This window comes from Aerococcus agrisoli, from assembly GCF_003797145.1.
Taxonomy (GTDB): Bacteria; Bacillota; Bacilli; order Lactobacillales; family Aerococcaceae; genus Aerococcus; species Aerococcus agrisoli.
The window spans coordinates 49,296-71,330 of the sequence record NZ_RKMG01000005.1 but is presented as its reverse complement, the minus strand read 5'-3'; the positions used below and the strand labels follow the sequence as shown (position 1 = coordinate 71,330).

Below are 22,035 nucleotides of genomic sequence, written 5' to 3'. Positions count from 1 at the left end.
GCCTTGCGTGAAAAAAAGACCTAAGTTTGTTATAATAGGGTGCTGATTGGAGCGTGAAAAATATGGGTTTTCAAGTATATCAAACCGAGGGCTTTGAGGAACCTTGGTGGTTTAATGACGATTGGCACGAAGATGTCGTGTCTGTTTACACAACCGATTCTATTGAAGAAGCAAGCAAAAAATATGCACAAGAAACTTTACAATTAAATAAATTATTTCCTAAATATCGAAGTCGGGTTGCTGGCATGGCTGCTTTTTGGCAACCAGGTGAATTATCTTGGTGTGAGCCATGCGCTAACGATGAACAAGTGTATCATTCATTAGTGATTTTTGAAGATAACCAACCTTTATCAGATAATATGGTAGCAGAATTAACCGCGTTACTCAATCAATATCCTGGTCTAAACGACCAAGAAATATAGTAAGAAGAGGGGGTCTATCGTGGCGACGAAGAAAAAGAGAAAACGTACAAAAAAACAACAAGAGCTTTTTCAAATGCAATTATTCTCGGGAATGCAATTATTCTTTTCCATTATAGGTGTTCTTGAATTAGGCGCGTTAGGTCGCTTATTCATGCATTTGATGGAATTCTTTGTAGGTGGATTAGCCATTCCTGTATTTATTATTGAAATTATTTTTTCTGCTTGGATCCTAGTAACAGGACATGGCCCACTTGTGTTGGGGCGCATCATGAATACATTAATCTGGGCAGTACCTATTTTTGCCATACTCATGCACGCATGGGATTATTTAGCGATTGCAGTGTCATCGGATACGAGTGTTTTACAAGTGACTTGGCAACGTGTGATCGCCAATTTCACGGCTGAGGGTGCAGGGTTACCACTTGGTGGTGGTTTACTAGGTGGATTGTTATATTCATTTACCTATTATACGGTCAGCCAATTGGGTACCTACATCTTTGTCGGCATCGCGTTGATGATTCTATTGTGCTATCTATTCAGTATTACTTGGATTGATTTACTAGAAGGTATCCAATCGATTATCAGTGTGGTAGGTGAATGGTTGGCTGAATTTTGGCAAACTTCCAAAGCACAAATTGCTGCTTATCGTGAAGATCGTGAAGCCTATAAAGCAGAGCAAGCGAAAAATAAACCTGCGACCAAGCAAACAAATAAAAAGGTAGAGAAAGCCGAAGAACCAGAATTTGAAATTGCGGGTGCTCAAGCACCAGTTAATCGCATCAAACCAGCACCAACTACGCAAGAAGCCGATGATGTGGTCATCGTTGGACCAGCGCCAACAAGTGCTAAGGTGGAGCAAACCGCCTTGCCTATTGGTACCACAGCGGATGAAATGCATGCGAAAAATCAAGCGACTGCAAGTAATCCTCAAGCACAAGCTAATACTGCGGATGCTGACGATGAAGCAGATGTCGATGATGGGACAGATATTGTGATGGACATGGCCGCAGAGCCAGAAAATCCGGAATATCGATTACCGCCAGTGACTTTATTGAAGCCTGTTAAGGAAATTGACCAAAGTGGTGAATATGCGGTCATCAAAGAAAATGTACGCAAATTGGAAGCAACCTTCAAGAGCTTCAATGTGGATGCCAAAGTAACAAAAGCCAATTTAGGACCAGCGGTTACCAAATATGAAATTCAACCGGCAATAGGTGTTAAGGTTAGTAAAATCGTTGGTTTAGCTGATGATATTGCCTTATCATTAGCCGCTAAAGATATCCGTATTGAGGCGCCAATTCCAGGTAAATCCTTTATCGGGATTGAAGTGCCAAACCGCGAAGTAAGTCTTGTATCCTTCCGTGATTCATATGAACATCAAATGAAATCAGGTAAGGTGCTGGAAGTGCCTTTAGGAAAAGATATCTCAGGGAATATCCGTTCAGCCGATTTAACCAAAATGCCGCATTTGTTGATTGCGGGTTCTACTGGTTCTGGTAAATCGGTAGCCATCAACGGTATCATCGTTTCTATCCTGATGAATGCTAAGCCAAATGAAGTGAAATTGATGATGATTGACCCTAAAAAAGTAGAGTTATCGATTTATAACGGCATTCCACATTTGTTAACACCAGTTGTTACAAATCCACGTAAAGCGGCGCAAGCCTTGCAAAAAGTGGTGCAAGAAATGGAACGACGTTATGAATTGTTTGCAGCGTCAGGTCAACGTAATATTGATGGCTATAATGATTTTATCCACGAAGAAAACTTGAATGAAGGAACGACACATCCAACCTTGCCGTATATTGTGGTAATTGTAGATGAGTTAGCAGACTTAATGATGGTCGCTTCAAAAGAAGTGGAAGCTGCGATTACACGTTTAGCGCAAATGGCGCGTGCAGCTGGTATCCATATGATACTAGCAACGCAACGTCCATCGGTGGATGTCATCACGGGTATTATTAAAGCCAATGTACCATCGCGAATCGCCTTCGCAGTATCATCAGGTACCGACTCAAGAACCATTATCGATCAAAATGGTGCAGAAAAATTACTTGGTCGTGGGGATATGTTGTACTTACCAATGGGTGAATCTAAACCGATTCGTGTCCAAGGTGCATATTTAACGGATCAAGAAGTTGAAAATGTGGTTGATTTTGTAAAAGATCAACAAGAACCTAACTATATTGAGTCTATGATGCCAACAGAGACCAAGGAAGTTGGTCCAGGAGAAGACTTGGATGAAATGTGGGACACAGTGCTAGATTTCGTTAAAACACGGGAGACTGTCTCTATATCCATGTTACAGCGTCAGTTTAGAATCGGTTATAACCGGGCAGCTCGATTAGTGGATGATATGGAGCAACGCGGTATCGTAGGACCACAAGATGGTTCTAAGCCACGTGTCGTGAATATTTTCCAAGAAGCTAGTAACGATGACCAAGCGAGTTCTATGAATGAATAATTCTTTTCGTGATATACTGAATAGTATAAAAAACACCGAAAGTAGATAGTCAACCTAGGAGGGATCTTTTGAATTTACCGAATAAATTAACCGTGATCCGAATCATTATGATTCCAATTTTTATGATTTTTGTGTCCATTCCAGCCAATGGCGAGGGTAGCCAAGTTCTTGGCAGTGAATGGCACTGGCAATATGTCATTGCAGCGATTATTTTTGCGCTTGCATCTATTACTGACTGGTTAGACGGCTATATTGCTCGTCGCGATAACTTAGTCACTAACTTCGGAAAATTTGCGGATCCATTAGCTGATAAAATGCTTGTAGCCACAGCGTTCATTGCCTTAGTTGGTATCGGTCTTGCACCTGCTTGGCTAGTATCGATTATTATTATGCGTGAATTAGCCGTGACAGGCTTACGCCTATTATTAGTTGAAAAAGGAACCGTCATGGCAGCAGGTGGTGCAGGTAAACTAAAAACCTTTACCCAAATGCTTTCAATTATTTTCCTATTGATTGGTGATTTCCCATTCGGTATGTTGCCTTTCTCAATTGGACAAATTCTTTTATACCTAGCATTAATCTTTACGATTTACTCTGGTGTCGATTATTTTGTGAAAAACAAAGCAGTCTTCTCAGATGGCTTATAATTGAATCATATGTAACACTTAGAAGAGTTCAGGATGTTCCCTGGCTCTTTTTTGTTTTATAATGAAACATAACTTTAAAAGCAGATTTTTGAATAAAAGACGTATATATATGATGGAGGGGTTTTAATGATTGCAGAAATCATTGCCGTAGGAACGGAACTATTAATGGGTCAAATTGCCAATACCAACGCCCAATTTATCGCAAAAAAATTGAGTGAACTTGGGATTGACCATTATATCCAAACGGTCGTTGGAGACAATCCACAACGCTTGATGAAAGTCACAGCCCAAGCAGAATCACGGGCTGATATTCTGATTTTCACAGGGGGATTAGGGCCAACACGTGATGACCTCACCAAACAGACAATCGCAGAATACTTAGCTGAACCTTTAATCATAGATAAAGCTGGCAAAGCACATATCATGGAAACATTTAAAGGTCGTGTGATGACAGATAACAATAAAGCCATGGCTTTACGTTTTGAAAATGGAATTTCTTTTCCCAATGTTGTGGGTCAAGCAGTTGGTACAGCCATTCAAAAAAATGACCGCACTTATATTCTTTTACCGGGACCACCAAGTGAAATGACCGCAATGTTCCAACACTATGTCGTTGATTACCTATTATCAATGGAGCAAGCACAATTACGTTTGAATTCACGATATTTACATTATTTTGGTATCGGTGAATCACAACTAGCAGCAACAATCGATGACTTCATTATGGAACAGACCAATCCATCTATTGCCATTTACTTTGGCGATTATGCAGTTACAGTCAGGTTAACTGCAGCCGGTCCGGATGAAGCGGAAAATGAAGATAAGTTGGACGAATTAAGCAAAGAATTGAACCAACGCTTGGGCGAATATTACTATGGCCAAGGGGAAGGTTTAGGTTTAAATCAAGTCTTGGTATCCTATCTGAAGGACCAAAATAAAACGATTGCCTTTGCAGAAAGTTTTACTGGTGGCCTAGCGGCGAAGAAATTAGTAGATGTACCCGGGGCATCAGCAGTGTTAAATGGTTCGGCAGTGACCTATACAGGTGAAGCCAAACATCATGTATTGGGTGTGAAGCAAGAGACATTGGATACAGTAGGTATGGTGAGCCCTGGCACTGCGATTCAAATGGCTGAAGGTGCACGAAAATTATACAATAGTGATATCGCTATATCTTTTACCGGGGTTGCGGGACCGGACCCAATGGAAGGTAAGGATGTAGGGACAGTCTATATTGGTATTGCAGAAAAAGGAAAAGAAACACGCGTATTACAACCCAATTTGCGTGGGCGTCGAGAAAACATTCAGTACCGATCTGTCTACACAGCATATTTTGATGTCCTAAAAAATAAATAGAACATTTGTTCGTTTTTCTCTTGCTTAATTACAGAATTAATTATAAAATATAGATGAAGCTACTGACCAATTAGGAGGATTTACGCATGAGTATTGATCAAAACGATAGCAATCGTCAAAAAGCATTAGAAGATGCAATGAAAAAAATTGAACGTAACTTTGGTAAAGGTTCAATTATGAGAATGGGAGAACGTGGAGATACGCGTATTTCTACAATTCCATCAGGTTCATTAACCTTAGATATTTCTTTAGGTGTTGGTGGATACCCAAGAGGTCGTATTATTGAAATTTACGGACCTGAATCATCTGGTAAGACAACTGTATCGTTACACGCAATTGCTGAAGTGCAAAAACGTGGTGGGATTGCTGCCTTTATCGATGCTGAAAATGCGTTAGATCCAGAATATGCAGCGAAATTAGGTGTAAATGTTGATGAACTATTACTTTCTCAACCAGATACTGGTGAGCAAGGATTAGAAATCGCAGATGCCCTAGTAAGTTCAGGTGCTATTGATATCATCGTAGTCGACTCAGTTGCAGCTTTAGTGCCGCGTGCTGAAATCGAAGGTGAAATGGGTGACTCTCATATCGGTTTACAAGCCCGTTTGATGTCTCAAGCCTTACGTAAATTATCAGGTACGATTAACAAAACCAAAACTATCGCCATTTTCATTAACCAAATCCGTGAAAAAGTTGGGGTTATGTTTGGTAACCCAGAAACAACACCAGGTGGTAGAGCCTTAAAATTCTACTCTACAATCCGTTTAGAAGTTCGCCGTGGTGAACAAATTAAAGAGAGCGGTAATGCCATTGGTAACCGTACAAAAATCAAGATTGTTAAAAACAAGGTTGCGCCACCATTCAAAGTGGCTGAAGTTGATATCATGTATGGGGAAGGGATTTCCCAAGAAGGTGAGCTAGTTGATTTAGCTGCTGAATTAGATATCATTAACAAATCTGGTTCTTGGTATTCATACGGTGAAGACCGTATTGGTCAAGGCCGTGAAAATGCAAAACAATTTTTACGTGAAAATCCAGAAATCCGCGAAACGATTGATGCCCAAGTACGTCAACACTTCGGTTTCGGTCAAAATGGTAAACTAACGATTGATGAATTAGCTGCTTTAGAAGCAGAAAATGCTGATCAAACTGAGTTATTCGAAGAAGATGCAGAATAATTTACCATTATAATTAAAATAGTAGCGTCACACTAAGTCTTAGGACAAGGTGTGGCGCTTTTTTCTTACACCAATAATTGAAAAGGCTATCATGCTTTTACTTGCTCACTTGATTGACAATCCCATCAGTTAAATATAAAATAAACTTATGTGCATGTAATGCATATTTTATAAACTTTTAATCTTAACTAGAATAGAACACAATTAAATAGATACGGAGGTGAAACTATGGGATTTACTGAAATTGCCTTCGCTATCATTGCTTTAATTGTTGGTTTATTGGGTGGCGTTTATGCTGGGAAGAAATCTTTATTGCAAGAACAAGCTCGCGAAAAAGATGAAGCACACATAACCGCACAAGGAATCATTGAAAATGCTAAACGTAGCGCAGAATCTGAGCGTAAAGAAATTATCTTAAACGCGAAAGAAGAATTGCAACGATACAGAAATGAAGTAGATAGTGAAGTTAGAGATCGCCGTAGTGAAGTTAAGAAGCAAGAAGACCGATTAGCTCAAAGAGAAGAGAAATTGGACAATCGTGATTCTGCTATTACTGACAAAGAAAATCAATTAAGTAATAAAGAACAATCTTTACGTGACCGCACCAAGAAAGTTGAAGAAACTGAACGTGCAGCTGATGAATTAATCAATAAACGTAATGAAGAGCTAGTTACCGTTGCAGAAATGTCACGTGATGATGCGAAGAAATTATTGCTGAAAGAGATGGACGAAAAATTAGCACATGATAAGGCAATCATGATTAAGAAAGCCGAACAAGAAGCTAATGATACGGCAGATCGTGTAGCGAAACAAATCGTTCTTCAAGCTATTGAACGCTCAGGCGCGGATACCGTTACTGAATCTACAGTAACAGTTGTTCACTTGCCAAATGACGACATGAAAGGTCGTATCATCGGTAAAGAAGGTCGAAACATTAAAACGTTAGAATCTCTAACAGGGATTGACCTTATTGTTGATGACACACCAGAAGCTGTCGTATTGAGTGGTTTTGATCCAATTAGACGTGAAATTGCGAAATTAGCTTTGGATAAATTAATCGCAGATGGTCGTATCCATCCTGCTAAGATTGAAGAAGCTGTTGAAAAGGCACGTAAGCAAATGGATAGTAAAGTTAGAGAAGTAGGGGAAGAAGCTACCTTTGATTTAGGTATTCACTCACTACATCCAGATTTAGTGAAAACACTAGGTCGCCTTTACTACCGTACTAGTTATGGACAAAACGTCTTAAATCATAGTATAGAAGTGGCGAAACTTACAGGTGTAATGGCGGCAGAACTTGGCGAAGATGTACAATTAGCTAAGCGTGCTGGATTACTACATGATATTGGTAAGGCAGTCGACCACGAAGTCGAAGGCTCTCACGTACAAATTGGTACTGAGTTTGCAATTAAATACCAAGAACCTGAAACAGTGATCAATGCCATTGCGAGTCACCACGGAGATGTGGAACCGACAAGTGTCATTGCTTCATTAGTTGCGATTGCGGATGCTTTATCAGCCGCTCGCCCAGGTGCACGAAGTGAATCATTAGAAAACTATATTCAAAGATTACGTAGTCTAGAAGCAATTGCTAAGGATTATAATGGTGTTCAAAATGCCTTTGCTATTCAAGCCGGTCGTGAAATCCGCGTGATGGTTCGACCAGACGAAGTCGATGACTTGAAAGCAATCGAATTGGCACACGACATTTCAAAACGCATTGAAAATGAACTGGATTACCCAGGACAAATTAAAGTAATCGTGATACGCGAAAAACGCGCCGTTGATTACGCGAAATAATAATGAACCAAAAGGAGCATGCAAATGCTCCTTTTTTGTTATGCTTTGGTGGTATGTATAAGTAATATATTCATTTTATTGCAAAATCATTAACTGTAAGAATCAAAGATTAAAAGATGGGCTAAAAATATATTATTGATACAAGGTATGAGGACTGGAAGTGTAGTTCCTTAGCCGTGAAAGAGCATAAAAGCGAGACCTTGGCTCGATTTCAAACCGGGAGACCTTGGCTCCCAGTCGAGTTCGAAAAAGCACCCCTCTGCCCATTTCAGAATAGTTTGTCGATGACTACCGTCATCGTCTACACTATTCTTCCACTGGTTGAGGGCTGAACGCTTTTTCTATCATCCTATTGCTGGTGCCACGGCTTACCAGGAACGTACACAGTAAGGACGAAAATCGAAGATTTTAAACTTTTGTTCTAGCTTTTTTCGTAAAATGACAAGTGACTTTGCAATCGTTTCCAATAAAAGTACGAAAATGTGCTAATTTGATACAAGTTTGGTAAATCCATTGAGATATAGGTCTTTGGTCTCGTATAATAAGGGGAAATGACTAAAACAAAAAGGTGTGAAGCTATATGACAGATCGCGTTGCAGGATTAACCTATTCATCCGTATATAAAGGTTTAAACTTATTACTTACACAAAATACAGCAATCGTGCCGAATATCGTGGGTCATGGAGGCATTGGGAAATCACAAATGATTCGTGATTTGGCGAAAAATAATGGCTACGGTTATTATGAAATCACTTGTTCACTATTACAGCCAGGTGACTTAACTATGCCAGTACCAAAGGAAGACCACATTCAATATTTCTTGAATCCACAAATTCAAGCTGCTATTGATGAAGCCAATGCGCATCCGGATACCAAAGTGATTCTATTTTTAGATGAATTTAACCGTCCGATAGCCATGGTACAAGGGGAATTGATGAACCTTGTCTTACAACGCAATTTGATGGGCCATAAATTGCCTGACAATATTGTGATTATCACAGCCGAAAATCCGTCGAGTGATGTTGAAGGATTTGAAAATACGGCTTATGCCACAAATGCGCGGGACTTGGCGATTAATGACCGTACCATGCGTATTCGTATGGGGGCAGACTTGGAAGATTGGTTGGCATCTTTTGCCAATTTACAAATTCCTGGGAACTCTGGGCGCACCATTATTCATCCACTTGTGAGCGAATTTCTGCAAGCGGAAGGACGTCAGTATTTTATTGTCATTGACGAGACACGTGATAAGAACCCAACACCACGTGCTTATGAGCGTTTATCTAGATTACTCTATGCCTTTGAAGATGATGGTATGGATTTGGCCAATATGGCAGATGACTATTTAGAATTCCTCATTGAGGGGATTGAAGGGAATATTGGTGAGGAGGCTGGGCAAGTCTTTGTCACTTTCTTGCGCCGTCAAAAAGCCGATTTCATCAAGCCAACTGAAGTGGTGAATGCTGAGGGTGAGCATCTAGATCAAAGTATTATCGACCGTTACCAAGCAATGCCATTGGTACGTCGTAAACGTGTAATTGAAGATTTGACCGATTATTTAGTAAACCATCCTGATTACATCCAAGATGTGCATGTGATTAGTCGCTACACCGATTTATTTGTGATGAGTGAGCCAGATGAAATTTATATTTTGATGAAACGCATGCATGATGCAGCACCAGCTTCTGATTTAGCCAAATTACATCATGCCTTGAATCAAAATGACACCTTCGTTGAAAAGACATTCGATGTCAGTATGGCGGTCAATGCCAATAGTTAAGCTATAGCAATTTAAGCGAAAGGAGAGGGCAAATGGCAGATAATGACTTATTCTCAGCATTTGAATTTGAAAATATCGAAACCAGTTTTCAACGCATGCGCATTGCCTATATTACCTTCCTAAATCATGGTCACTATGATGATTACGAGAAATTCAGTGATGCCCAAAACCATTTGCTAGGGATTTTAACCGCAACCCTGATGAATCCACAAGATAATTATCGTGGGGCACGTGATGTCCTATTTGCGGGCATTCTCTACCATACTGATAGGGAAATGAATGGTAATTTAGCCAAACCCATTACGATTGGTTTTCGCGGGTTGGACCTTGTCATGACCATTAATCCCATTCTCTTCTATCTCTACTATGAAACACCGGCGGGTATGCTGGCTGCTATTCGCCAGATGTGTTATCACGTCTTGTTCGGCCATATTGTCGAGTACGACTGGGCATTTAAGGACGCAGAGTCGGCCAAGGTCATGAGTGTAGCCATGGAGGCAGAGGTTAACCAGTACGTGGATGACCTCCCTGAAACGGCCGTGTCCTTGAAGTGGATCAAGCATATTACCGAGAACCGCCTCATTTTACCCAAAGAAGGGTCTTTATATTACTATGACCAGTTGATGGCGGTGAAGAATGATCCGAAGAAACAGGGGCACAACCGGACGGAATCGACTTTCAATAAGATGTTGGGGTCGGGGCAAATGGACGAATTATATAGCCAATTGGCAGGAAATTTTGATCCGAATAAGGCCAAGGAGTTGCGGGTCGATTCAGCGAATCAGTTGAAGAATGAGATGAAAAATAATCGGTCTATGCAGGCAATTAGCCCCAATCGTCAACACCAAGATTTGTATCGCAAATTGATGAATGGATTGATTAAAGAATCTTACAACCAGATGACGGAAGAGCTGCGGATGAAATTGTCGAGTGAGCTTCAGGTGAATATTAAGCAAATCACCAAGCAAAGGGCGCTAAATTGGCGGGACGTGATTAAGCGGGGCATGGGGACAAGTTTGGTCCCATACAAGTTGTCGAAGAACCGGATGAACCGCCGGCAACCCTATCGCGTGGATTTGCCGGGACGCGTACTGGATACTGCTAGTCGATTAGTGGCTTTCTTCGATACGTCGGCATCACAAAATGAAGAAGCTTTGGCTTATTCACTAGGTGAGTTGGCCAATATTCAAAAGACGTTACATGCAGAAGTATGGGTCGTACATGTGGATACCGCAGTACAATACGCTAAGCCTTTATCCTTTCAATCATTGAAGGACATGGCTTTTACTGGGCGCGGAGGTACAAGTTTCGCACCAGCTTACCAATGGTTGCATGACCAAAGTTTTACGGATACAGATACTGTTGCGGTCTATTTTACGGATGGTTACGGTGATGATGGTTTTGAACGCTACGGCTTCCATAATATGTACTGGGTATTAACGGAAACTGAAGTGGGTGATCCATCGCCTTTATCAACTGATGGTGGGGGTAAAGTATTGTACCTGAAAGCCGATGAACGATATAATCGTCGTATTTTAAGAAAAGGACATACCACCAATCAAAATAAAGACCATATCGAGTAAGGAGGACTTATGGATACCATTAAAATCAAACGGGCTTTGGTGAAGGCGCAAATGGGTGATTACTTGCCGATGGTGAAAGAAGTACCTTATGCAGTCTTTCAGCAATTACAAATTCCCTTTAATTTTCAATTTAAGAAAATCGATGAACAAGTGGCAGCCTATATTGTGGCAAATGGCTATTTAGCCATGTTTCCTAGTCAAATGAACCAATTGAATTTGATTCAAAAAGGCAATCATTTCCGACTAGAAACCGGCATCGATAGTGATAGGGATGCTCAATTTGTGGACAATACTTGGGCAACTTATCAAGCAATTAAAATTGCAGATATGCAAAATGAACGAAAAGAATCATTGATTTCTAAAACAGGTACCCAAATTTCTATGTGGGATAAGTTGGTTGGGGAAGATATACCAGAATTAACAGCAAAGCAAGACCAACTATTAAAGGAGTTGCATTAGATGGCAAAAGAGTACGACAAAATGACCAGCATGGAAAAGGTGAATGCCTTTCGTGATGCACGTAATTGGCGTCAGTTCCATAATGAAAAGGACTTGGCTTTGTCCATTACTTTAGAGGCTTCTGAATTGTTGGAAATTTTTCAGTGGAAGACAGCAGAAGAGGGCAGACAAGATATTGATGCCATTAAAGATGAGTTGGCAGATGTCTTGATTTATGCCTATATGATGGCTGATAATTTAGATTTGGATATTGATGAGATTATTGAACGAAAATTAATCAAAAATAATGAAAAATATCCGGTTGAGAAAAGCAAAGACAATAAAGCAACATATGATGATTTATAAAGAAAAATGTAGGTAGCGCGTTTGTTAAAAGCGCTACCTACATTTTTTATGCTGCGACTGTATGTTTACCACTGGTCTTGTAAATATCATAGATGGTCCAGGTGAGGAGACCGATGATAAAGACGATGAGTATTCCAGCAATCCAATGGGCTAAATTGATTTGGCCTAGGTTAGGTTTGTCGCCAAAGAAGGATAGGATTTCATCTGGTAGACCTAGTAGATTTAAACCAGTTAATGTGATGACTGCTAGCCAACCAAGCGCCTTAACAATATGTGTGTTTTTAAAGCGACTACCCATTTGTGTCACATCGTTTGTCAACATCAATAGGGGAATCATGGAAAACGGCAAGGCGAAGGCTAAGAAGACTTGGGAATTGTTCATCAAGTTATTGAGAGCGATATGTTCGTCAAGGGTACCTTTTTTGCTCGTAAAATAAACACTCATCACAACAGGAACAATAGCCAATAATCGGGTTACTAGACGGCGAATCCACAAAGGCAGTTTTAATTCGATAAAGCCTTCCATGATGACTTGGCCGGTTAAGGTACCTGTAATGGTGGCGTTTTGACCGGATGCGAGTAGGGCTACGGCAAATAAGATTGCGAGCACGCCTTTACATGCTAGGTCAGCGAGCACACCGTTGGCCATGATTTCAGGATTTGATAGGGCATCATATAAACCAAAGAATGATGGGTCGTTGACGGCGCCGGTTTTGAATACGGCAGCACCCATGACTAACAATAGGGCATTGACCATGAAAGCTAGACCAAGTTGGATATTAGAATCCCACATGGTAAAACGAACGGCATTGGCAATGCTGTTTACATTAGAACGATCCACTTTACGGCTTTGCGAAAGTGCTGAATGCAAAAACAAGTTATGGGGCATAATGGTTGCGCCAATAATACCCAAGGCACCGGTTAATGGCGTCATGCCATTAACTGTTGGATTAGATGCTAAAACAGCTGGTCCGGGGATAAAGGAAGCTATGATTGCAGCAATGCTAGGGTTCGACAAGGCAACTTGGTAGACAAAGACAAACAAGATGACAAAGATTAAGGCAACGACAAGTCCTTCAATTTTTCGAAAACCGATGTGGGTCAGTAATAACAATAGTAAGACATCAAAAACGGTAATCAAAACGGCTAACATTAATGGAATATCAAAAAGTAGGTATAAGGCAATAGCTGCTCCAATGACTTCTGCAATGTCGGTAGCCATAATCGCTAATTCTGTAATGATCCATAAGACAAAGGATAAACGTTTACTGGTTCGTTGGCGAATGGCTTGGGCTAAGTCTTGTTGGGTCACGATACCTAATTTGGCCGCCATATATTGCAAGAGCATGGCTATTAAAGAGGACATCAAAATTACGGACATTAATAGATATTGGAAATTTTGCCCGCCTGTAATGGATGTTGACCAGTTGCCTGGGTCCATATAACCGACGGCGACTAAGGCGCCCGGCCCTGAATAGGCTAGTAGTGTCCGCCAAAAACTTTTACCTTCGGGGACGGTGATGCTGCCGTTAATTTCGGCTAGGGATGTGTTGTGTTGTAATTGTTGACGTTTGCTTTGTATAGCTGAGTCTTCTTCCATGAGGGCCACCTTTTCTGCAATGCGATTGTGTTTCAATTGTTTTATTCTTCGTAACCAATCATACGCTTCTAAAAGGTGTGTGTAAACAATAAAATAAGGCTAACCTAAACTTTATAAAAATGAACACCAAAACAGTGCAGTCTTTTTTGCCCGCGAGAAGGGGCATCTAGGACGAGACCATAAGTGGGGGATTCATACTTGTGGGTGGATTTATGGTAAAATAATAAAGATGAACCATATTTACAAGTAGTGTAAAAATATACAGAAATTATAATTAAAGTGAGTTGAAAATCATGCCACAAAAAACCAAAGAGACACCAATGATGGTGCAATACAATGAAATGAAATCCCAACATCCGGATGCCTTTTTATTTTTCCGCTTGGGCGACTTCTACGAGATGTTTAATGAGGATGCTTTAAAGGCGGCACAAATTTTAGAAATTACCTTAACCAGCCGTAATAAAAATGCGGATGATCCCATTCCAATGTGCGGGATTCCTTATCACTCCGCAAGTGAATATATTAAAACACTTGTTAGCCAAGGTTATAAAGTAGCTATCGCAGAGCAATTAGAAGACCCTAAATTGACCAAGGGCATGGTGAAACGTGGCATTGTCAAAGTCATTACGCCAGGTACCTATCTAAATGAAAGTATCGGGATCAATGAAAACAACTATTTAGCCGCTTTGACTATGGCGAATAACCAATATATTTTGGCCTTTTCTGATGTGGGAACTGGTGAGTTAAAAGTAACAACGCTGGACGATTTCAATGCTGTGTTAACAGAATTTGCCCAATTGCAATCAAAAGAATTGGTCGTTTCTGAGGATATTAGCGCTGAAAACCTGGAACAATTACAGCACCTACAAAACTTCACTTTGTCACACTTCAGTTTAACTGCTAGTGACAAGGATGACACCTTAGCACGTTACCAACATGTTGTTGCAGAGGTAACCGATGCTGCTGAGCTACAAGGTTTATTAACGTTACTTGCCTATATTAATTCCATGTCTCACCAAGCTATCGACCATTGGCAAACTGCGACCCACTATGAAGTCGCACATTATTTGCATATGGACTACTATGCCAAGTCAAACTTGGAATTAACGGAATCAGTACGGACCAAAAAACGTCAAGGATCTCTATTAGCCTTTTTAAACAAAACTGAAACGGCTATGGGTTTCCGTCTACTTAAGCAATGGCTTGATCGCCCACTGATTTCTTTAAATGCTATCGAACAACGCCAAAATCAGGTAGAAGACTTAATTGAACACTACTTTGAACGCCTAGAAATCAAAGAATTATTGCATGGGGTTTATGACCTTGAACGTTTGGTTGCCAAAGTTGCTATGGGGAATGTAAATCCTAAGGAACTATTGCAATTAAACCAATCCTTATCCCGGGTTCCGGGCATTATTGCTACCCTAGATCATATCGTAGCGGACAACGAAGATACCGATGTTTGGGCGCAAATTAGGGGTAACATTACCGATTTGCCAGAACTAACCGATATGATTCAATCGGCTATCAAAGAAGATGCACCGGCAACCTTAAAAGATGGGAATGTCATCGCGGATGGATTTGATCCTCAATTAGACGAATACCGCGATGCCATGCGCAATGGCCAACAATGGATTGCACAATTACAAGCGGATGAACGTGCGAAAACAGGTATCAAGTCACTAAAAGTTGGTTACAACAAGGTCTTTGGTTACTATATCGAAGTCACAAAAGCCAATCTTCATCTACTTGAGGAAGGCCGTTATGACCGTAAGCAAACCCTAACCAATGCAGAACGTTTCATTACGCCAGAACTAAAAGAAATGGAAGCTAAGATTTTAGAGGCAGAAGAGCAATCACAAATTCTAGAGCATCGTTTATTCCAAGAAGTGCGTGAAGCAGTCAAACAACATCAAGTGGTCTTACAAAGTATCGCGCAAACAGTGGCAACGATTGATGTATTACAATCACTTGCTGAAATTTCTGAAAGTCACCAATATGTAAAACCAATCTTTACGACCGACAAACGTGACTTATATCTAAAAGATTCACGTCACCCGGTTGTAGAAGGCGTGATTGGCCAAGATAAATTCGTACCAAATGACATTATCATGAATCCAGAAACGAGCATTTTGATGATTACTGGGCCAAACATGTCTGGTAAATCAACCTACATGCGTCAATTGGGTCTGATTGTAATTTTGGCGCAAATGGGTTGTTTCGTGCCAGCAACAGAAGCGCGCTTACCAATTTTCGATAAAATCTTTACCCGCATTGGTGCGGCTGATGACCTATTAGCTGGTCAATCTACCTTTATGGTGGAAATGATGGAGGCTAACCAAGCCTTGCAACATGCAACCGATGCATCGCTATTGTTATTCGATGAATTGGGACGCGGTACATCAACCTATGATGGGATTGCCCTAGCCCAAGCCATCTTGATTTATATACACGATCATTTCGATGCAAAAGTTTTATTCTCGACGCATTACCATGAGTTGACGGCGCTAGAGGAAACCTTACCTCACCTCCGCAACATCCATGTAGGTGCAACTGAGGAAGATGGTGAATTGGTCTTTTTACATAAAGTATTTGATGGTGCAACGGACAAATCATACGGCATCCATGTTGCTGAGTTAGCCGGTATGCCAGATTCACTATTGAAAAATGCCCAGGCTGTCTTGAAGGACTTAGAAGCCAATAATTTGAACGAAGTGAATAAGGACCAACAATTATCCTTGTTTAGCCTAGCTGAGGACGATGCAAGTGCCAATAATCAAGGCCTTGTGGTATCACAAGATGAAGCCGATGTGTTAGACCAATTGAAACAAGAAGATATTTACAATTTAACGCCAATCCAAGCCTTAAATCTATTAGTTGACCTAAAGAACAAGTTATAAAGGATGATGTATATGGCCATTCAAGAATTACCAATTCAAGTAGCCAACCAAATTGCAGCCGGGGAAGTGGTGGAACGACCAGCCTCAGTTGTCAAAGAACTCGTTGAAAATGCCATTGACGCAGAAGCAAGTGAAATTTCAATCATCATTAAAGAGGCGGGCTTGCGGTCGATTCAAGTGATTGATAATGGGAAAGGGATTCCTGCTGACCAAGTCAATTTAGCCTTTAAACGACACGCAACATCGAAAATATTTACCTCAAATGACCTCTTCCGAATTCGGTCATTGGGTTTTCGAGGCGAAGCATTACCGTCGATTGCATCTGTTTCTGAAGTCACCATGAACACGTCAGATGGCGATTCGTCGACTGAAATTTATCTAAAAGATGGGGAAATCGTTGATCAAAAAGCCTCTGCACTAAGACGAGGGACATCGGTTTTAGTGGAAAATCTTTTTTACAACACACCAGCCCGTTTGAAATACTTAAAGGCCTTATCAACCGAATTGTCACACATTACCGATATCATTAACCGCGAAGCCCTGGGCCATCCAGATATCCAATTCCGTTATGTTCATGACGGCAAAACCTTGCTGACAACAAATGGGAAAGGGCGCGTAAACGAAGTCTTAGCAGCAATTTATGGCTTCCGACAAGCCAAAGATATGGTCGCAATTGAAAACGACAATTTAGATTTCCGCGTATCAGGCTACGTATCGATGCCGACCTTAACGCGCGCATCTAAGTCCTATTTGTCGCTGTTTGTAAACGGCCGTTACATCAAAAACTACAAATTAAACCAAGCCATTATCAAGGGCTATGGTTCCAAATTAATGGTCGGTCGTTATCCAATCGCCGTGATTTATATCGAGCTCGATCCGCAACTAATCGATGTGAACGTACACCCAACCAAGCAAGAAGTCCGGATTTCTAAGGAAGACTTGCTGTACGACATGATTCGTGACGCCATCATGGCCGCCTTGCAACCCGTACAACGGATTCCGGATGTCTTCGAAGACGAAAACCGTGGGGATGATGAGACCTATATTTATCCAGACGAGCGAGATGCCGATGATTATAGTGAAAAAAATACTTACCCAACCTTTGATACAGCATCAGATTATATCGGAGAACAGGCTAGTTTAGATTTCACTAGTCCCGCCAATGGCCAAGGAACGCCGGATGCGACCACGACATTTGACCAAGAAGAGGACGATACGGAAGGGCATATCCATCCTGTCCCATCTTATCTACAAGATTTGGTCCAAGTGGCTGAACTAGATGAAACAGATGTTGCCAACACTGGACACGAAGCAATTGAAGCAGTCCCTTATTTGGACACAGAAGCTGAAGTAGCTGCTCCTGCTAATCACGACAAACCAGTATGGCAAACCGTGAATAATGTCATTACGGCCGATAAGGAAATGCAAGACCGCAATTTGTCCTTCCCTGAATTGACCTATATTGGCCAAATGCAAGGGACCTATCTGATTGCGGAAAACGAAACCGGCATGTACCTGATTGACCAACATGCAGCCCAAGAACGGATCAAATATGAATACTACCGTGACATCATTGTCGAATTTGGTACAGCCATGCAGACGCTCTTGTTGCCGATTGTATTTGATTTTTCGTTAGCGCAAGCACAACAAATTCAAGGCGTTTTACCAAAACTCTTGGAAATGGGTGTGGATTTAGAGCCATTTGGCCCAACGTCCTTCCAATTGCAACAGCACCCGCTTTGGATGGGGAAAAAGAATATCCAAAAAATTGTAGAAGATTTAATCGATTTGGTCTTAGAAGACCCTAAAGCTACAGTGGCAGATTACCGTGAAGCAACGGCAATCATGATGTCTTGTAAACGATCCATCAAGGCCAATCATTATCTAAATGAACTACAAGCTAAACAATTGCTACATGACTTGGCTTATACCAAGAATCCGTATAACTGTCCACACGGTCGTCCTGTTTTAGTGCATTTTTCAAATTATGAAATTGAACGCATGTTTAAACGAATTCAAGATCCACACCAATCACCGCAAATTTAAGCTTCAGCAGTCGGAATTGTCGTCTATGACCCATGGGTGTGATAGAATATGAAGTAATCACAGTGGTCCTACTATAAATGATAGTATCGAAACCGCAATTTGAAAGGAAGTTTCACATGACAGAATTTAACAAAGAAGCACGCTTAAAAGAATTAACAGAGTTAGAATACGAAGTAACACAAAATGCTGCCACAGAACGTCCATTCACAGGTCAATACGACGATTTCTATGAACAAGGTATTTACGTTGATATCGTGAGTGGTAAACCATTATTCACATCAAGCGATAAATACGATGCAGGTTGTGGTTGGCCTTCATTCTCTAAACCAATTGCAGACGACGAAATCGAAGAATTAGAAGACAACACATACGGCATGCGTCGTATCGAAGTGCGTTCTAAAGATGCTGACTCACATTTAGGTCACGTATTCAACGATGGTCCTGCTGAATTAGGTGGCTTACGTTACTGCATCAACTCTGCATCATTACGCTTCGTCCCATTAGCAGATATGGACAAAGAAGGCTACGGCGAATTAAAAGGCCTAGTGAAATAAGAATATGTACGAGTTTATGATAGGTCGGGTTGATAGTGTATACCCAGATGCTCTTGTACTCGAAACGAATGGGATTGGCTATTATATTTATATGGCCAATCCTTATCGTTTTACAGACAAAATTGGCCAAGATACGCCAAGTAAAATCTGGTTATATCAATCCGTTTCAGAAAATGATATCCGTTTATATGGTTTTAAAAGTCAGGTAGAAAAAATCATCTTCCTTCAATTAATCTCCGTTTCAGGTATTGGACCCAAATCGGCCTTGTCGATTCTGTCTTTAGACGACAACACTGGACTAGTCCGTGCAATTGAAGCTGAAGATGCGACATTCCTAATGAAATTCCCAGGCGTCGGGAAGAAAACAGCCGGTCAAATCATCTTGGATTTAAAAGGGAAACTTGTCAAAGTACTTGCCCTCACAACTGATAATGGTGCTTTAACCGAAATGGCCACAAAAACCGAGCCTGCAGCGCAAGAAAATCTACCTTTCATGCAAGAATTGGAAGATGCCATGGCTTCATTAGGCTACTCACAAAGAGAAATTGCCCGCGTTGTGAAGAATGCTGATTTTACATCAGTTACCACAACCGCAGATGCAATCCGTATTGCCTTGAAGTTTATCACTCGCTAAAATGAAATCAGAAAGGGGGAACTAGCCGTGACACTTTATGAAGAAGACGAATGGCAAGATGACGAAATCGACATAGAGATTGTTCATAATGGGCAAGTCCACAACGGTCAAGCGCATGCTGACGAAGATAGTGAATTATCCCTTCGTCCGCAATTTTTGCGTGAATATATTGGTCAAACAGAATTAAAAGAAGAACTAGCCATCTATATTCAAGCAGCCGAAAACCGTGAAGAAGCCCTTGATCATGTCCTGTTATATGGCCCACCAGGTTTAGGTAAAACAACCCTGGCCAATATTATTGCCAACGAAATGGGTGTTAAAATCCAAACCACATCCGGACCAGCCATCGAAAAAACAGGGGACTTACTGGTTCTCTTAAATGAACTGGGACCAGGCGACGTACTCTTTATCGATGAAATCCATCGCCTGCCGCGTGTTGTAGAGGAAATGCTTTACTCAGCTATGGAAGACTATCAAGTCGATATTATTATCGGCCAAGATGAAGGTGCCCATCCTGTCCATTTCCCACTACCACCATTTACCCTAATTGGGGCAACAACCCGCCCAGGTTCACTGTCTGCACCTTTGCGCCACCGGTTCGGCATCGTGCAACATTTGCGCTATTACAATGTGGATGAATTAGCAACGATTGTGAAAAGAACGGCCCGCTTATTCGACGTGCCGATTGAAGACCAAGCAGCCATCGAAATCGGTATGCGGTCACGGGGCACACCACGTATTGCGAACCGTTTATTAAAACGTGTCCGCGATTTTGCTCAGGTTTACCATGAAAATGGCCTAATCGATAATGCCATTACAGACCAGGCCTTGCGCATCCTAAAAGTGGATGACGCCGGTTTGGATGAAACCGACCGTAAAATTTTAGATGTGATTATTCGCTACTATGGTGGGGGTCCGGTTGGTTTATCTACCATAGCCGCAAATATATCAGAAGAAACAACAACGATAGAAGATATGTATGAACCTTATTTGATTCAAAATGGTTTCTTGCAACGAACACCACGAGGCCGGATGGCAACACCCAAGGCCTATGATCATCTAGGCATAGCATATACGGAGGAAATTTAAGTGACTTTAACAACAAATGACTTTGATTTCGATTTACCAGAAGAACTCATTGCCCAAGTGCCAATTGAGGATCGTCTGGCAAGTCGCTTACTCAAATTAGATGCCCCAACAGGTGAATTTACAGATGGGCATTTTCCAGATGTTGCCAGTGAATTAAACGCCGGTGACGTCTTAGTATTAAACAATACCCGTGTCCTACCAGCTCGTTTACATGGGGTGAGACCAGATACAGGCGGACATGTTGAGGTACTATTACTTAACAACATTTCTGGTGACAAATGGGAAACCTTAGTTAAACCAGCGCGCCGTATTTATGTAGGTACGGAAATCGTCTTCGGTGATGGCCAATTAAAAGCAGTTGTCACAGAAGTCTTGGAACACGGCGGCCGAATTGTCGAATTCCATTATGATGGTATTTTCTTAGAAGTCTTGGAAGCCTTAGGCGAAATGCCATTGCCACCATACATCAAAGAAAAATTGGACGATCCAGACCGTTATCAAACAGTCTATGCCAAAGAAAATGGTTCAGCAGCTGCTCCTACAGCTGGCTTGCACTTTACCCAAGAATTTATGGCAGAATTAGCGGAAAAAGGGGTAGAAATCGCCTACTTAACGCTGCATGTTGGTTTAGGTACCTTCCGTCCCGTTTCAGTGAATGATATCGATGAACACAAAATGCACTCAGAATTTTATCGCCTTGATGAAGAAAATGCAGCGAAAATCCGCACTGCCAAAGCAAATGGCAACAAAATAGTAGCTGTAGGGACAACATCGATTCGTACCCTTGAAACAATCGGTACAAAATTCAAAGGTGACATCCAATCCGATTCAGGTTGGACAGATATCTTTATCGCACCTGGTTATACATTTACCGTAGTCGATGCATTTATCACCAACTTCCATTTGCCAAAATCAACACTAATCATGTTGGTATCTGCTTTTGCTGGTCGTGACCACGTATTAGCCGCTTACCAACACGCAGTAGAAGAAAAATATCGCTTCTTCTCATTTGGGGATGCCATGTTCTTACGCGGCCCTCAATTTAATGATCCAACCCTAACTGACGAAGACATTGCAGCAGCCAAACATCGCAACCGTCAATTTTTCCCAGAAGAAGGCTAGGATATCTTCCTTTATATAAAAAAGGGGGATACTTTGACGAAAAATATGATAATAAT

The 22,035-nt window shown here is 41.2% G+C and carries 17 protein-coding genes; 16 read left to right on the top strand and 1 reads right to left on the bottom strand.

Annotated features, from left to right (window positions below; translation table 11 throughout):
* Nucleotides 1-62: 62 nt before the first annotated feature.
* The 10 genes from EF384_RS02665 to EF384_RS02620 all read left to right on the top strand — a co-directional run bounded on the left by EF384_RS02665 (nucleotide 63) and on the right by EF384_RS02620 (nucleotide 12,034).
* Nucleotides 63-422, top strand: coding sequence for a DUF1033 family protein (locus EF384_RS02665; protein WP_123779446.1), 360 nt, complete (start codon nucleotides 63-65; stop codon nucleotides 420-422).
* A 73-nt stretch (nucleotides 423-495) separates the two neighbouring features.
* Nucleotides 496-2,886 (top strand): DNA translocase FtsK, encoded by a 2,391-nt coding sequence (locus tag EF384_RS02660; RefSeq protein ID WP_199729704.1) that lies wholly within the window; start codon nucleotides 496-498, stop codon nucleotides 2,884-2,886.
* Nucleotides 2,887-2,954: 68 nt separating this feature from the next.
* Nucleotides 2,955-3,533: a CDP-diacylglycerol--glycerol-3-phosphate 3-phosphatidyltransferase gene (gene pgsA / locus EF384_RS02655; RefSeq protein WP_123779444.1), complete on the top strand. Its 579-nt coding sequence runs from the start codon at nucleotides 2,955-2,957 to the stop codon at nucleotides 3,531-3,533.
* Between the two features lie 126 nt (nucleotides 3,534-3,659).
* Nucleotides 3,660-4,889, top strand: a complete 1,230-nt coding sequence (locus EF384_RS02650) for a competence/damage-inducible protein A (protein WP_123779443.1) — start codon at nucleotides 3,660-3,662, stop codon at nucleotides 4,887-4,889.
* Nucleotides 4,890-4,975: 86 nt separating this feature from the next.
* Nucleotides 4,976-6,067 (top strand): recombinase RecA, encoded by a 1,092-nt coding sequence (recA, locus tag EF384_RS02645; protein WP_123779442.1) that lies wholly within the window; start codon nucleotides 4,976-4,978, stop codon nucleotides 6,065-6,067.
* A 243-nt stretch (nucleotides 6,068-6,310) separates the two neighbouring features.
* Nucleotides 6,311-7,867 carry a ribonuclease Y gene (rny, locus tag EF384_RS02640; RefSeq protein WP_305000408.1) on the top strand — a complete coding sequence of 519 codons (1,557 nt, stop codon included), beginning with the start codon at nucleotides 6,311-6,313 and terminating at the stop codon, nucleotides 7,865-7,867.
* 580 nt (nucleotides 7,868-8,447) lie between these two features.
* The gene (locus EF384_RS02635) at nucleotides 8,448-9,647 is read left to right on the top strand and encodes an ATP-binding protein (RefSeq protein WP_123779440.1); all 1,200 of its coding nucleotides are present in this window, start codon (nucleotides 8,448-8,450) and stop codon (nucleotides 9,645-9,647) included.
* A gap of 32 nt (nucleotides 9,648-9,679) precedes the next feature.
* Nucleotides 9,680-11,230 carry a VWA-like domain-containing protein gene (locus EF384_RS02630; protein WP_123779439.1) on the top strand — a complete coding sequence of 517 codons (1,551 nt, stop codon included), beginning with the start codon at nucleotides 9,680-9,682 and terminating at the stop codon, nucleotides 11,228-11,230.
* Between the two features lie 9 nt (nucleotides 11,231-11,239).
* Nucleotides 11,240-11,689, top strand: coding sequence for a hypothetical protein (locus tag EF384_RS02625; RefSeq protein WP_123779438.1), 450 nt, complete (start codon nucleotides 11,240-11,242; stop codon nucleotides 11,687-11,689).
* Nucleotides 11,690-11,710: 21 nt separating this feature from the next.
* Complete coding sequence (locus EF384_RS02620) at nucleotides 11,711-12,034, top strand: nucleotide pyrophosphohydrolase (RefSeq protein WP_123779466.1); 324 nt, start codon at nucleotides 11,711-11,713, stop codon at nucleotides 12,032-12,034.
* Between the two features lie 46 nt (nucleotides 12,035-12,080).
* Here the strand turns inward: EF384_RS02620 and EF384_RS02615 are convergent, their stop codons facing one another.
* The gene (locus EF384_RS02615) at nucleotides 12,081-13,634 is read right to left on the bottom strand and encodes an Nramp family divalent metal transporter (protein WP_123779437.1); all 1,554 of its coding nucleotides are present in this window, start codon (nucleotides 13,632-13,634) and stop codon (nucleotides 12,081-12,083) included.
* Between the two features lie 293 nt (nucleotides 13,635-13,927).
* On the opposite strand from EF384_RS02615, the gene mutS reads away from it, so the two are divergent.
* The 6 genes from mutS to queA all read left to right on the top strand — a co-directional run bounded on the left by mutS (nucleotide 13,928) and on the right by queA (nucleotide 21,979).
* Nucleotides 13,928-16,534, top strand: coding sequence for a DNA mismatch repair protein MutS (gene mutS / locus EF384_RS02610; RefSeq protein ID WP_123779436.1), 2,607 nt, complete (start codon nucleotides 13,928-13,930; stop codon nucleotides 16,532-16,534).
* A 12-nt stretch (nucleotides 16,535-16,546) separates the two neighbouring features.
* Nucleotides 16,547-18,580 (top strand): DNA mismatch repair endonuclease MutL, encoded by a 2,034-nt coding sequence (gene mutL, locus EF384_RS02605; protein WP_123779435.1) that lies wholly within the window; start codon nucleotides 16,547-16,549, stop codon nucleotides 18,578-18,580.
* A 116-nt stretch (nucleotides 18,581-18,696) separates the two neighbouring features.
* Nucleotides 18,697-19,134: a peptide-methionine (R)-S-oxide reductase MsrB gene (gene msrB / locus EF384_RS02600; protein ID WP_123779434.1), complete on the top strand. Its 438-nt coding sequence runs from the start codon at nucleotides 18,697-18,699 to the stop codon at nucleotides 19,132-19,134.
* Nucleotides 19,135-19,150: 16 nt separating this feature from the next.
* Entirely contained in the window at nucleotides 19,151-19,768 is a 618-nt protein-coding gene (gene ruvA / locus EF384_RS02595) for a Holliday junction branch migration protein RuvA (RefSeq protein ID WP_233570014.1), read from the top strand.
* 72 nt (nucleotides 19,769-19,840) lie between these two features.
* Entirely contained in the window at nucleotides 19,841-20,857 is a 1,017-nt protein-coding gene (ruvB, locus tag EF384_RS02590) for a Holliday junction branch migration DNA helicase RuvB (protein WP_439647005.1), read from the top strand.
* A complete protein-coding gene (queA, locus tag EF384_RS02585; protein WP_123779432.1) occupies nucleotides 20,858-21,979 on the top strand; it encodes a tRNA preQ1(34) S-adenosylmethionine ribosyltransferase-isomerase QueA in 1,122 nt (373 codons plus the stop codon).
* Nucleotides 21,980-22,035 lie beyond the last annotated feature (56 nt).